The sequence below is a fragment of the Frigoriflavimonas asaccharolytica genome, from assembly GCF_013294015.1.
Lineage (GTDB): Bacteria > Bacteroidota > Bacteroidia > Flavobacteriales > Weeksellaceae > Frigoriflavimonas > Frigoriflavimonas asaccharolytica.
Window position 1 is genome coordinate 117,571 of record NZ_JABSNO010000005.1, and the last position, 14,080, is coordinate 131,650.

At 31.5% G+C, this 14,080-nt stretch carries 12 protein-coding genes; all 12 read right to left on the reverse strand.

Annotation, left to right across the window (positions count from 1 at the left end; translation table 11 throughout):
- Positions 1-121 precede the first annotated feature (121 nt).
- The gene (priA, locus tag HNQ03_RS04805; protein WP_173778529.1) at positions 122-2,569 is read right to left on the reverse strand and encodes a replication restart helicase PriA; all 2,448 of its coding nucleotides are present in this window, start codon (positions 2,567-2,569) and stop codon (positions 122-124) included.
- A gap of 366 nt (positions 2,570-2,935) precedes the next feature.
- Positions 2,936-4,111, reverse strand: a complete 1,176-nt coding sequence (locus tag HNQ03_RS04810) for a proline dehydrogenase family protein (RefSeq protein WP_173778530.1) — start codon at positions 4,109-4,111, stop codon at positions 2,936-2,938.
- Positions 4,112-4,298: 187 nt separating this feature from the next.
- Positions 4,299-5,225 carry a UbiA family prenyltransferase gene (locus tag HNQ03_RS04815; RefSeq protein WP_173778531.1) on the reverse strand — a complete coding sequence of 309 codons (927 nt, stop codon included), beginning with the start codon at positions 5,223-5,225 and terminating at the stop codon, positions 4,299-4,301.
- A 10-nt stretch (positions 5,226-5,235) separates the two neighbouring features.
- A complete protein-coding gene (locus tag HNQ03_RS04820) occupies positions 5,236-6,162 on the reverse strand; it encodes a mevalonate kinase family protein (RefSeq protein ID WP_173778532.1) in 927 nt (308 codons plus the stop codon).
- A gap of 59 nt (positions 6,163-6,221) precedes the next feature.
- A complete protein-coding gene (locus HNQ03_RS04825) occupies positions 6,222-7,694 on the reverse strand; it encodes an MFS transporter (protein WP_173778533.1) in 1,473 nt (490 codons plus the stop codon).
- A 131-nt stretch (positions 7,695-7,825) separates the two neighbouring features.
- On the reverse strand, positions 7,826-9,007 hold the full coding sequence (locus HNQ03_RS04830; protein WP_173778534.1) for an acetyl-CoA C-acyltransferase: 1,182 nt from the start codon (positions 9,005-9,007) through the stop codon (positions 7,826-7,828).
- Positions 9,008-9,033: 26 nt separating this feature from the next.
- Positions 9,034-9,426 carry a hypothetical protein gene (locus HNQ03_RS04835; RefSeq protein ID WP_173778535.1) on the reverse strand — a complete coding sequence of 131 codons (393 nt, stop codon included), beginning with the start codon at positions 9,424-9,426 and terminating at the stop codon, positions 9,034-9,036.
- Between the two features lie 78 nt (positions 9,427-9,504).
- Positions 9,505-10,560 (reverse strand): hypothetical protein, encoded by a 1,056-nt coding sequence (locus HNQ03_RS04840; RefSeq protein ID WP_173778536.1) that lies wholly within the window; start codon positions 10,558-10,560, stop codon positions 9,505-9,507.
- 89 nt (positions 10,561-10,649) lie between these two features.
- Positions 10,650-11,387 (reverse strand): hypothetical protein, encoded by a 738-nt coding sequence (locus HNQ03_RS04845; RefSeq protein WP_173778537.1) that lies wholly within the window; start codon positions 11,385-11,387, stop codon positions 10,650-10,652.
- Complete coding sequence (locus tag HNQ03_RS04850) at positions 11,365-11,910, reverse strand: RNA polymerase sigma factor (RefSeq protein WP_173778538.1); 546 nt, start codon at positions 11,908-11,910, stop codon at positions 11,365-11,367. The genes HNQ03_RS04845 and HNQ03_RS04850 overlap by 23 nt, the downstream gene beginning before the upstream one ends.
- Positions 11,911-12,209: 299 nt before the next feature.
- Positions 12,210-13,469, reverse strand: a complete 1,260-nt coding sequence (locus tag HNQ03_RS04855; protein ID WP_173778539.1) for a nucleoside permease — start codon at positions 13,467-13,469, stop codon at positions 12,210-12,212.
- Between the two features lie 10 nt (positions 13,470-13,479).
- Positions 13,480-14,079, reverse strand: coding sequence for a bifunctional nuclease family protein (locus tag HNQ03_RS04860; RefSeq protein ID WP_173778540.1), 600 nt, complete (start codon positions 14,077-14,079; stop codon positions 13,480-13,482).
- Between the last annotated feature and the right edge of the window lies 1 nt (position 14,080).

The following is a 14,080-nucleotide window of genomic DNA, read 5'->3' on the forward strand; positions in this document are numbered from 1 at the left end:
AAAATAATTTAATCATTGGTCTTTATTAGTTATAGTTATCAAGACTTGTCAAAAGTATTGATTATTGAATGAAATATAGCGAATAGAAAGCTAATTTACTCCAAATATTTGTTAAACTTTGTTAAAAATCAACATATATTTCTTTTTTGATAGTTTTGTAGGAAGTAATTTCATCAAATTCTTCTAAACTCTTCTTTACAAAATTTTTGTACGTCGTATAATCTTTACTTCTTGGCAGTTTTAATAAAATTTGATATTGATACAAAGTATTAATTTTCGCGATTGGAGATTTTTCTGGACCTAAAATACAAACTTCTGGAATATACTTCCGTAAAACTGAGCCCAAAAATCTTGCCGAACGTTCAACTTTATCTTCTTTTCTATGTTTTAATTCTATAAAAATAGTTTTTACAAATGGTGGATATTTGAATTTTTTGCGCTCTTCCAAAAGATAATCATAGATGATTTTCGGGTTCTCTTCCTGGATCATTTGGAAAATTTGATGTTGCGGATTGTAGGTTTGAATATAAACTTTTCCTTTACCAGATACTCTACCTGCTCTACCTGCAACTTGTAATATCAATTGATAGGCTCTTTCTTCTGCCCGAAAATTTTGAATATGCAGCAAAGAATCTGCTTTTGGAATGGCTACAATATCTACATTTTCAAAATCTAAACCTTTAGAAATCATTTGTGTTCCTACAATTATATTGGTTTCTTCAGCTTCTATCTTTTCATACAATTTTTCGTAAGCAAATTTTTTGCGCATAGAATCTACATCCATTCTATCAATTTCCAAATTGGGCAGCAAAACTTTTAATTCATCATGAATTTGTTCTACGCCAACTCCTCTTTCATTTAATTTTTGGCCGTGGCATTTTGGACAAAACTGAGGTTTAGAAGCTTTTTGTCCACAATAATGGCATTTCATTTCGTGCGCAGATTTGTGATACGTCATTACAACATCACAATTACTACAGTAGTTTACGTAGCCACAAGTTTCGCATTCCAACACGTTTGAAAATCCTCTTCTATTATGCAAAATCATGGCTTGTTTGCCAGAATCTGCATTTTTTTGTAATTCCGTAATTAAAAAATTAGAAAAATTACCTTTTACTTTTTTAAAATCTTGCTCTTCTTTAAAATTAATCAATTCAAAAGTGGGAAGCTTTACGTTTCCAAATCTCTCAGAGAGGTAAATATATTTTAATTTTCCAGAGGTTGCAAGATGGTAAGATTCTACAGAAGGTGTTGCCGAACCCAAAATTACATTTGCATTATGGAATTTTGCCAAAACCAATGCACTGTCTTTTCCGTTATAGAAAAAATTATTTTCAAATTTTCGGTATTGCGTGTCGTGCTCTTCATCAACAACTATCAAACCTAAATTTTTGAAAGGGAGAAACAATGAATTCCTTGTACCTATTAAAATTTGAATTTCATTATTTTTAATTTTTCTCCAAACTTCTACCCGCTCAAAATCCGTTAATTTCTGATGATAAAATCCCAATTTCTTACCATATTTTTTTTCCAAACGTTGGCTTATTTGTTTGGTAATGGCAATTTCTGGCAACAAGAACAATACATTTTTCCCTTGATTGATTGTGGTTTCTATTTGTTCTAAATAAAGATGCGTTTTCCCGGAAGATGTAACACCGTGAAGCAATACATTTTCATTTTTTGAAAAGGCTTCCTCTATTTCTTCATTAATTAAATTTTGAGCGTCTGAAAGGCTATCAATCTCTTCAATCTCGCCTTCATAGCTTTGCAATCTATCTTTTTCTAAAAAATATTCTTCCACAAAACCTTTATCTATCAAAGATTTCACTTGCGAAACTCCAAACAATCCATCATTTAATAAGGTGGATTTCCGCAAAGGTTTTTCAGGATGATCTGTTTGATGTTCGAGAATTGACAAAAATAATTCTTGTTGTTTCTTCGCTCTCTTCAATTCATTGATGATGTTAGAAAGTTCCAAATTTTTCAATAAATCTGGTTTGATTTTCACGTAAGAAACTTCTTTTATTTTATATTTCTCTGCAATTTTTTCATCAATTTCTATATACTGCAATTCTAGAAGTCCATGGATGGTTTTTACGATTTCCTTTTTTGGAATAAATGCTTCTACATCGGTTAAATTGATGAGTTGCCGAACTTCCAAAGCTTGAATTAAATACATTTCGTTGCTATCTAGATTTTGAAAATCTATGGTAACGTGCGGTTTTAATTTAAGGTACGTTTCGCTTTCTAATTTTAAGGACGACGGAAAAGAATAACGATAGATATCTCCTAAAAAACAGAGATAATAATCTGAAACCCATTCCCAAAATTGCAACTGTTCTTTCGGCAATATTGCCACTTCATCTAATAAACTGATGATTTCTTTGGCAATAAAAGCCGTTGGTTCTTCTTGATGAATTTTAAAAATAATTCCGGTATAGATTTTTTTTCCGCGAAATGGAACCAAAACGCGCATTCCAGCTTCAGATTTTTCTACCAAATCTTCGGGAATTTTGTAGGTAAAAGTTCCTTTTAGATGCAGCGGTAAAATGATTTCAGCGAAGGTCAAATTTGGAATTATTTATTTTTTATTTAAAAATTATTTAATTGTGTTTCCGCAAAATGAAAAGTTGATTTTGCAGATGAATTTAATGTAAAATATCAAAATACAATATAAAAGTATTGGAAAAAACTTTAATCTTATCTAAATTTACAAATTATCTAAAACTTACAGCCCGACTTGAGTGGAAATCTTTTTTATTTGTGGTTGAGAGAAGCCGAAACCAACAATAAAAAGATTGATTCATAATTTTTATTATTTTTAATTGAATCATCGAAACTCGTTCTTCGTTTCGGGAACGGAAGGCATAAACAATATTAAAGCGAAGGCTTTAATTGAAGTTTACGAACGCAGTTCAAGCTGCCCAAAAAAATCCTACAGAACAGACTTTCTACGCTCCAATTCAGCTCCAATCAAAGCCAATTCTCTTCCGGTTTGTCCTTTCACAGAGGTATTTTCTTTGGCTCTTCTCGTTAAATAAGGAACCACGTCTGCTATAGAACCATAAGGCAAATATTTTGAAGCGTTATAATTTTCGCTGCCCAATTTGTAGGTAATATTATCGCTCATTCCATACAATTGCCCAAAATGAATTTGATGATAATCGTTATTTAGATTTTTTTCTTTCATTTTTTGCAAAACCAAAGCCGTAGAATCTTCATTATGTGTACCAAAATAACCAGAAACTCTATCTAAATTATTGAAAATAAACTCAATTCCATCATTATAATTCTTATCAGACGCTTCTTTATTTGGTTGAATTGGACTTGGATAATTTTTCTCTTTTGCTCTTGCTCTTTCCTTCTCCATGTATGCACCACGAACCATTTTGTAGCCCAGAAAATAATTATTTTCTTTTGCAAGCGCCGTTTTTTTCGCCAAATATTCCAATTGATTGGTTTTATACATTTGGATGGTATTCCAAATTCTTGCTTTTTCTTTGCTAAAAATGGGCATCAAATTTTCCAAGATTCCATCAATCGCTGGTTGAATCCAGGATTCTTCTGCGTCTACCAAAAGTAAAACGTCTTTGGTCTCTGCCAATTCGCACACAACTTTATATCTGTGGATAATTCTATTCCATTCTTCTTTTTCATCATCTGTCAAAGATTCTCCTTCGCTTATTTTTGTGTAAAGCGCAATTCTACCAAAACCTGTTGGTTTAAAAACCACAAAAGGAACCGCAGGATTATCTGCAGAAAATAGTATATTTTGTCGAATTTCTTCGCAAGTAGAATCGAAAGAACCTTCTGCTTCTGCACCTTCTACAGAATAATCGAATATGCTACCGATGTGTCGAGAATACATTGTTTGCACTACAACACTACTTTCTTCCCGTGTTTCTCCGCCAACAAATTGTTGAAAAAGCGTATTTTTCACAATTGTTTTCACGAATGGAAATTTATTCTTCACCGTAAAGTTGAGCATTGAAATACCTACAGAAGTGAGCGACGGCATTTCCATAGATTTGAAAAGCCAATATGCTTTTTTTAGTTGTGCGGTAGATTTATCTGCAAAAGCAATCTTGGTATCATTAAAAATTGACGACATAAATTGTAATAAATTAAGTGGGTAAATTTAAGAATTGTTTGCGGTACTTTTTGAATTAATGATAAAAATTTGGTGCTGAATAATATTACCAATTATGAAATATTATTTCTCACTTTATTTTAAAACTGAAATCTTGACTTGTTTAATTCAAAAAATATAAAAAATTTTCACAAAGCTTATAATTCCACTAGTATTTCGTTATAATTCCATCAGTCAACATTGATAATATTCCTATAAAAATCCAAATTCTGAAGAGATTTAAACTGATGAAATTACTATTTTTTTTATTTAATATTAAAATAAAAATTATCAATAAATGTATTACCAAACTCCCGATAAAATAGTAACTCATCACAGAATTTGCACCAATGCTAATAATTATTAATGAAGAAATTATACTATTAAAAATCATCAGCAAAATTAAAATCTGTTTATTTATTTTTGAAGAAATATCTGTAGCCAAAGTGTGATAATTGAAAAGTAAGTCCGCCTTTTTTGTGAGTTGATCTTTCAAAATATCCATGATTAATAATACTAAAAAAAGAAAAACTGCCATCAAAAATACTTTATCAGAGAAGGTTTGATAATAAACCAACATTCCGAAGAATGGATAGAGTGCCAAACTTACAAATGTTAAATTATTAATAATCAGCATTTTAGCTAATTTATGGCTGTAAAACCACATCAGGAATTGATAAAATAAAAAGAAACCAAAAACTCTCGGTGAAATTAAAAAAGCTATCGTAAGTGAAACTGAATTTAAAACGATGTAAGAATATAAATAATATTTCTGACGAATAAAGCTTTGGATTCTACTTCTAAAAGGTTTTGTAAGCTTATCTTTTTCGCGATCGTAAAATTGATTGATAATTCCGCCAGCGGAAATAGTGAGAATTGTGCAAAAAATGATCCCGTGAACTTTAAAATCAAATACGAAAGCGCGCAAACTTTCCATCTGATTGAATAAGAAAAACGTGGAAACATAGAGCGCAAAAGTGAGCAAAACCGTCATGAAAATTCGTGCACCAAGCAAAAATCCGACGATTTTATAAATGAATGTAAAAATTTTTGAGGAAAATGATTTAGAATTTTTTGGCGAATTTTGAGAATCCATTTTGGTGGTTTTAGAAGCGATAAATAACTTCTTTATCAAATCCTTTTAACATTTTTTCTGCTTTTGCATAGTCTTTTGTGAATCCTAAAATATAACCTCCACCTCCACTTCCGCAGAGTTTTAGATAATATGCATTGGTATCCAATCCTTTTTTCCAGATTTTATAAATACTTTCTGGGATCATTGGTTTGAAATGTTCATAAGCCCAGACAGACAGACTTTTTAAATTTTTGAAGAAAGGCGTCATTTCTTTTTTCAAAAACGCATCTATACAAGCATTGTTGTACCGAATAAATTCTTCTTTCATGGTTTTACGGAAACCTTCTGTCTTCATTTTTTCGAAGAAAATCTGTACCATTGGTCCTGTTTCTCCTACGCTTCCAGAATCTATCAAAAATATAGCGCCTTTGCCAATGTGCTCTGCTGGAATAGAAACTTTGTCTACACTTTCTTTATTCTCTATTAAAATAGGTAAATTCATATAGCAAATAAGTGGATCGATACCAGAACTTTTGCCATGAAAATAGCTTTCTAAAATACCGAAAACAACCTTCAAAGATTTTAACTGATCTTTAGAAATTAACTCTGCAGGAAATTTTTCTACCGAATATTTTTCAAAAATTGCAGCAACCAGAGCTCCAGAACTTCCTACTCCATAACCTTGTGGAATGGTACTTTCAAAAAATAGCCCTTTTGCAATATCCTTTTGGAAATCTTCTACGTTTATTTCAAAACCATTGGGAACATCTAAATTGAGTAGGTAATCTGAATATTTCTTTAAAGATTCATTAGATTTTTTCTCGAATTCTGTAGATAGATCAGAAAATTTAAGAGATCCTTTGTAAAAACTATAAGGCAAAGTAAGACCTTGAGAATCTTCTATAATTCCATATTCTCCGAAGAGTAATATTTTGGCATAAAATAGAGGATTGTTCATAAATTTCGATTGTGTTTTCTATGCAAAGATACGCTTTTTAACAATATCAAAATATTTTGTTAATTTTTATCTGAATTGTAAGGTGCTAACTTCAAAAATCTTATTAAAATTAAGCCTATTGCAAAAAACAAAGACATGGCTACAAAAGCATAACGCATATTGTGAAAATATTGAATCACTAAACCAAATATTACACTTCCTAAGATGATAGCCAACTTTTCTAGCACATCGTAAAAACTGAAATAAGTAGTATTATCCATAGAATTTTCTGGTAATAATTTCGAGTATGTAGAGCGAGACATTGCTTGCAAACCACCCATTACCAAACCAATAATAGCAGCTAAAACATAAAATTGCATTTCTACATGTGGATTTTCTTTATTTAATAAAAACGCAGAAAGACAACATATAATCCAGATAAAAACCGCAATACTGATTACATTTTTATTACCAATAGATTTTGATAATTTTGAAAAAGCTAAAGCACCAAAAATTGCAACAATCTGTATTACTAGAATTGTGACGATTAGTTTATATTGATCTTCCTCTTTTGTGAAAATTTCTGAGGTTCCAAACAAAGTTGCCATCAAGAAAATTGTCTGCATACCGATGCTATAAAAAAAGAAGGACGAAAGAAAAAATTTCAAATTTCGATCTGCAAATAAATTTCTGCCAACTTTAAATAATTCTCGAAAACTTTGCTTGGCAACATCTTTATAAAAAGAAACATTGTCTTTCAAAACTTCCCAAAAACCACCTTGTTCTTCGTGTTTTTGGAATATGTTTTTATAATTTAATAATACCAAATCCTTCGGCAATTTATCTTTTATCAAGCCAAATCTAGGCAAATGTCTGAAAGTATATTGAGAAAATCCAAACCACCAAGCACCTGTAATTAAAAAGGTAATTCTGGTATACATTTTAATTTCTTCGGGTGTATTTGCAACCACTTGTATTAATAATAGACAGATAATTAATAATACTACAGAACCAATATAACCGTATACATAGCCTCTTGCAGATAATGCATCTTGCTTATCTGGTGTTGCAATATCTGGTAAAAAGGAATTGTAGAAAACCAAACTACCCCAAAATCCTACGCTTGCAGATACGCTAAAAAGCAAACCGAGAAATACATTTTGCATTCCTGTAAACATGGCCAAACCCATACAGGAAGTTGCTCCCAAATAACAGAAAAATTGTAAGAATGATTTCTTATTTCCAATAGTATCTGCCAAAGAAGATAAAATTGGGGAAATAATTACAACTATTAAAAAAGATAATGTGAGGGAAAAACTAAATAATGCGGCAGGTTCATAAGATGTTCCTAAAATATTAATCATGTGTGGCACCACCTCTTCTCGCACAATTCCTGTACCTTCTATTACTATTTCTTTTTTAGAAGCTGTCGTTAATGTGGTATAATATATCGGGAAAATGGTGGAAGTAATCACCAAAGAATAAACGGAATTTGCCCAATCATAAACAGCCCAAGCTTTCATGATTTTTGGATTATTTTTTATTGCTTTCATTAATTAAAATGGGTTTTTTGTGCTTTTTAAATATATTAATACAAATAAACGATATTATTTTTGAATAGATAAAAAAAAGCCAATCTTCAAATTGAAAATTGGCTAAATTAATTTAAAAAACAACTACTGTTTTACATCATATTTTCTAAAACCATGGCACTTGCTCCACCACCACCGTTGCAAATTGCAGCAGCACCGTATTTTGCGTTGTTTTGTTTTAAAACATTGATCAAGGTTACTAAAATTCTAGAACCTGAACTTCCAAGCGGATGTCCCAAAGAAACTGCACCACCGTTTACATTTACTTTTGCAGCATCTAAGCCTAAAATTTTATTATTCGCTAAACCTACAACCGCGAAAGCTTCATTAAATTCGAAAAAATCTATATCAGAAATTTCTAAATTTGCTTTTTTCAAAGCGATTGGTAAAGCTTTGGAAGGTGCTGTAGTGAAGAATAATGGATCATGTGCAGCATCTGCGTAAGAAATTATTTTCGCCAAAGGTTTTAAACCTAATTCTTCCATTTTTTCTTTCGACATTAGTATTAATGCAGAAGCACCATCATTTAATGTTGAAGCATTTGCAGCAGTTACCGTTCCATTTTCTTTTTGAAAAACGGTAGATAATTTCCCCATTTTTTCAAAATTTACCGCTTTATATTCTTCATCTTCAGAAAATAAAATTGGATCTCCTTTTCTTTGTGGAATTGAAACAGGTATAACTTCTTCGGTGAAATTTCCACTTTCCCAAGCTTTTGCAGATCTTTTGTAAGATTCTACAGCAAAAGCATCTTGATCTTCACGAGTGAAGCCATATTCTGCAGCACATTTTTCTGCGCAAACTCCCATGTGCACTTTGTTGTAAACATCCATCAAACCGTCTAAAACCATTCCGTCTTTCAATTTGATGTCGCCCAATTTCACTCCATTTCTTGCGTCTAAATAATGCGGAACGGAAGACATATTTTCCATTCCACCCGCTACAATTACGTCTTGATCTCCCGCCTTTATTGCTTGTGCAGCCATACTTACGGCTTTCATACCAGATGCGCAAACTTTATTCACCGTAGTTGCAGGTGTAGATTGAGAAAGACCAGCTTCCATAGCAACTTGGCGAGCCGGAGCTTGACCTTCTCCTGCTTGTAATACATTTCCCATGATGATTTCTTCAACCAAATTTGGGTCTAAGTTTATTTTATCTAATGCTCCTTTCACTGCAGTTGCGCCTAATTTCGTAGCGGGAACGCTCGATAAACTTCCCATAAAACTTCCCATTGGTGTTCTGACAGCAGAAACAATATATACTTCTTTCATAATAGTATTTGATTATTGATAAATGATTATTGATTAATTGATTTATTTTTTTTGATGAATAATAATAAAATAGCTCCAGAAAATTCTAAAATCCAACCGTAACTTAATTTTACAATTCCTGCAAAAGATTCTTGCCAAGATTTAAATGGCAAAAAACTGAAGTAATCCAAAGATTTAAATTTTACCGCAACAATTGTAAAAATAAATAGTAAAATTAAAACTATCGCAGAAATACGAGTAAGTTTACTTTTATCTAAAATAATACCTAAGAATGCTAAAGCAGAAAATCCCCAAACCATATATGCTAAGTTTGGTTCTATTTTAAAATAGTTCCAATTGCCTACAATCGGAATATGGACAAGTGGAAGAAAAGTGCCTGCCACAATAAGAAACAAAGATATAAATTGTGCTATTTTCATTAAAAATTCTGTTTTGCTAAAATACAAAAAAAACACGCTTTATAAAAACGTGTTTTGCTTATTTAAAAAAAAGTAAGGTTAAAAATTAAATGTTGCTAGTTCTATACCAATTTGGAGTGCATGTTTCTCAGCAATATTTGCATCGCTATTGAAAATGGGAGAGAAGTCTTTTTTTACAAATAAATTAAATCCTGCATAACCGATGCTCAATTTGGTTCCAAAAATGAAAGGATTCACACCATTTTCTACTTTTTGTATGAAGATATTTTTATCACTTTCTGCATTGCTGTATTTGTAGCGAATTCTATTGCCAATTCTAACGCCACCATACAAACTAACACCAACTCTCCATTGGTTTGCATCTGCATCCAAAACTTTTTCACCTTCCTGATAAATGTATTTTCGGTTTAAAACATAACTTAAATTGACAGGTATTTCTAAATAACTCTCTCTCAAAATTGAATATTTTAAATCTCCATTAGCAAAAGGTGATACATTTAATTGATCATTGGCTTGACTTAAAACCTGATTACCTTTTAGTTGATAGGTATCTACTCTAATACCATAACCGTAATTTATAAATAATGGACTTGTATATTTTCCAATTTGCCTTTCTCTAACGGAAGTAATGCTCGTAGAAAGCGAACCTTTAAAATCTTGTGAACCATTAAAAAAATTGAAAGAACCACCATCACTTTCTGTACTTAAAATTCCAGTGGAAATCACCAAACCTCCAGATTTTAATTTTTCTTTCGGTGTTTTTTCTTTCCTTTTAGTTCTTATACTTAATAAACGATCATCCTCTTTTCCCATCACCGTATTAATAGCAGAAGCTTTTGTGATTGCATCTAATTCGTCTTTTTCAGCATCAATTTTGTTATTAATGACCTCTGAAAAAGCGGTAGAAATTCTATTTTTCTCTTCTTTCAAGGTAGTTTCAGAAATTTTTCCATCTTTAAATTCACTTTCTACATAGTCTAATTCTAGATTCATTTTTTTCTTTTCAGAAGAAACGATGCTGTCTATTTTTATAGAATAGTTGGTAATTCTCTTTTCAAGATCCGTTTTCTCTTGCGCAAAAGAGGCGATAGATAGTGAAAGTGCGAAGGCAGCGAGTACAATTTTAGTTTTCATAATATTTATTTTAATGTTAATTTTTGGACATATTTTTAGTGGTCTGCTAATTTGTAACAGATTTTTATAGATGAAAAATTGAGATGATTTTAGTTGGGCGCTTCGTCTTCAGTATAAACAGTCACGCCAAATATTGTAACTGAAGAAGGTTTTATTTTTTGGACAAAAGAATTTGTGATTTCTTCCAATTTATTTTTACTATTTGCAAATTGCTTTTTTTCTTTTTGCAATTCTCTGCCAAAAAGCAATTCATCTGCTTTCACGTATTGTACAGGATTACTTTTATTAGGCACGATCAAAGTATTATTTTCAGCAACTAGTTTCTCCTCTTTTTGACTTTTACTTTTATCAATAGTATTTAGTACGATTGCTTTTTCTGTGATATTAAAATCCTCCTTCGTGATTTTAGTAGTTTCATCTTTCTTTTTTGTGAATTTTTCAACGTTCTCAGAAACTATTTCAACACCTTTATTTGGGACAATCTCTTCACCAATTATAGGTTCTAATTGTATTTTTTTGTAATTATTTAAAGTGTCTACAACTAAAATCTTACTAGGCAACGGTGTTTCAATTTTTGTTAATGTTGGAACTTCATTAGATGTAGAATTACCTAGAAAACTATATTCTACTAAAAATCCCACGGTAATCATTAATAGAACAACTGCTGCATATTTCCAGTAATTGATATTAGAAGTTTTTTCTGGATCAATAATCTTTTGTTCTTTTGCGTCAAGTTTAGCTTCTAGCTGATCCCAAAGATTAGAAGATGGTTTTAAAGCTCCATTTTCGTAATCGTTTTTTATTTTATTTTTTAAGGAATTTTCCATTTTCTTCTTTATTAAAAAAGTTTTTTAGCCAAATTTTACTTTTAGAGAGCTGGCTTTTACTCGTTCCTTCGCTGATGTTCAATATTTCTGCAATCTCGCTGTGTTTTTTATCTTCAAAAACGGAGAGATTAAAAACTAATTTATATCCTATCGGCATTTCGTTTAGAATATCTTCTACTTTAAAATTGGGTACTTCTTCTTCAAAATTTTCCTCAGATAGATCTGGAATTAATTCTGAATCTGTATAAAGAATATTCTTATTTTTCCGGATTAGGTTAATGGCATCATTCACCACTATTTTCCGCAACCAATATTGAAAACTTTTCGCTTCTCGGCAATCTGCTATTTTTGTAAAAGCTTTGAAAAACGCCTCTGAAACTACATCTTCCGCATCGTGCAAATTTCCTGTGTAGGTATTTGCTATGTACAGCATTTTGCCAGAGTACAATTCGTACAAAGCTTTCTGCGCACTTCTATCGCTAGATTTTGCAAGTTTGAAGATATGTTCTAAATCTGTTTTCATCGGCTTTCTATATACAAGACGGAAATATTTTGAAAAGGTTGCCTGAACTAATAAAAAATTAAATTTATTTTTCTCGCAAAGATGGTAAGGTATTTAACAAAGAACGTAAATATTTTTAGAATGCTAAAACGCAAAGGGTTATGCTTAAAAAAAAATTATTTTATTTGTCCGTAAATCTAAGGATTTGTCCACGAAGAACGTGAAATTTAATGAAAGCAGGAATACTAAGTTTTTATTTCAAAAAAAAATTGCACCTTTTAATTAAGATGCAATTAATTTTATTTAAAAAAATATAGATTTTAATGAGAAACCTCTGCTATTGCTTCAGGATCGTGTTTGTGTTTGAACATAAAACCGAACAATACTGTAATTACCAAGGCATAAGCTGCAAATACAAGCCAGATTTCTTGCCACATTTTGTCTCCATTTTCTAGTGTGAAATATTGTTGGATCAGCCAACCACTCACTAAACTTCCCATTATTGCCCCAAAACCATTCGTCATCATCATGAATAAGCCTTGAGCCGAAGATCTGATTTTATAGTTTGTTGTAGTTTCTACGAAAAGTGATCCAGATATATTGAAAAAATCAAATGCCATTCCGTACACGACACATGATAATATAATTAATCCCAATCCAAATCCTTGTGGATCTCCGTACGCGAAAAAAGCAAATCGTAAAACCCAAGCAATCATCGATATGAGCATAACTTTCTTTATACCATACCTTTTCAAAAAAAACGGAATTGCTAAAATGAAAAGGGTTTCCGATACTTGAGATAAAGACATTATAATTGTAGATCTTTTTACTACAAAACTTTCTGCATATTCGGGAATTTTGCCAAAATCTGAAAGAAATGTGTCTCCATACATGTTCGTCAATTGTAGTGCTGCTCCTAAAAACATAGAAAACAAAAAGAACAAAGCCATTTTATAATCTTTAAATAGGGAAAAAGCATTTAACCCCAATTTTTCTGAGATTGAAGCATCTTTCGGGATTTGATTTTGTGGTGGGCATTTTGGTAAAGTAAAAGAAAATATCCCCAGAACAAAAGCAATTGCCGCAGCAATATAAAATTGAGTTCCAGTGTCTTTATTTCCAGATAAATTGGTGATCCACATTGCTACAATGAAACCAACAGTTCCCCAAACACGAATTGGTGGAAATACTTTCACTACATCATAATTATTATTTTTCAGGATATAATACGCTATAGAATTTGATAAAGAAATAGTTGGCATATAGAAAGCCATCGCAACTAGCATTACCCAGAAGAAATCATCAGGATTTGTAATCGTTGGCAAAAAAAGTAAAACAATACCATAGCATATGTGCAAAAATCCATAAAGTCTTTCTGCATTTATCCATCTATCTGCTATTATTCCTGTTAGTGCCGGCATTACAATAGAAGCAATCCCTAAGGTTGAAAATACCCGTCCAAATTCTTCGCCTCCCCATTGTTTTGTGCCAAACCAGTAAACCCCAATAGTTATCAACCAAGCTCCCCACACAAAAAATTGAAGAAAACTAAGGACTGTTAATTTTAATTTAATATTCATTATAAATAAATTATTCTATATTTTTTTTACGTTTTTTTATTTCGTCTTGAAGTTGAAGTGCAGTATCAAAATCTTCGTCTTTTACTGCAGTTGCAAGCAAAGTTTCCAATTCTTCCATAGATAGCATCATCATGGTTTGCTCATCTTCTCGCTCTTCTTCAAATTCTGTATTGGGCTTAGAAGCATCTTCCAAATCTAGTAAAATGCCCGCTTCATTTAACACTTGATCTGTGGTGAAAATGGGAGCATCAAAACGCACTGCCATCGCGACAGCATCCGAAGTTCTTGCATCCAAAATCACTTCTTCCTGCGTAAGAATATTTTTGAAATTAATATTTGAAAAAAATACTCCATCGATGATTTGATATATAATCACAGAATCTAATTCAAAATTTGTAGATTTTGCAAAACTTGTAAACAAATCGTGTGTAAGAGGTCTTGGTGGATGGATGTCTTTTTCTAAACCGAGAGAAATAGATTGCGCCTCAAAATTGCCGATTACAACGGGTATTTTCACATTGCTTTCTACGTTTTCCAAAAGTAATGCATAGGCACCAGATTGAGTTTGGCTGTAGGAAATACCGCGGATAATTAATTTTTTATAATCCATA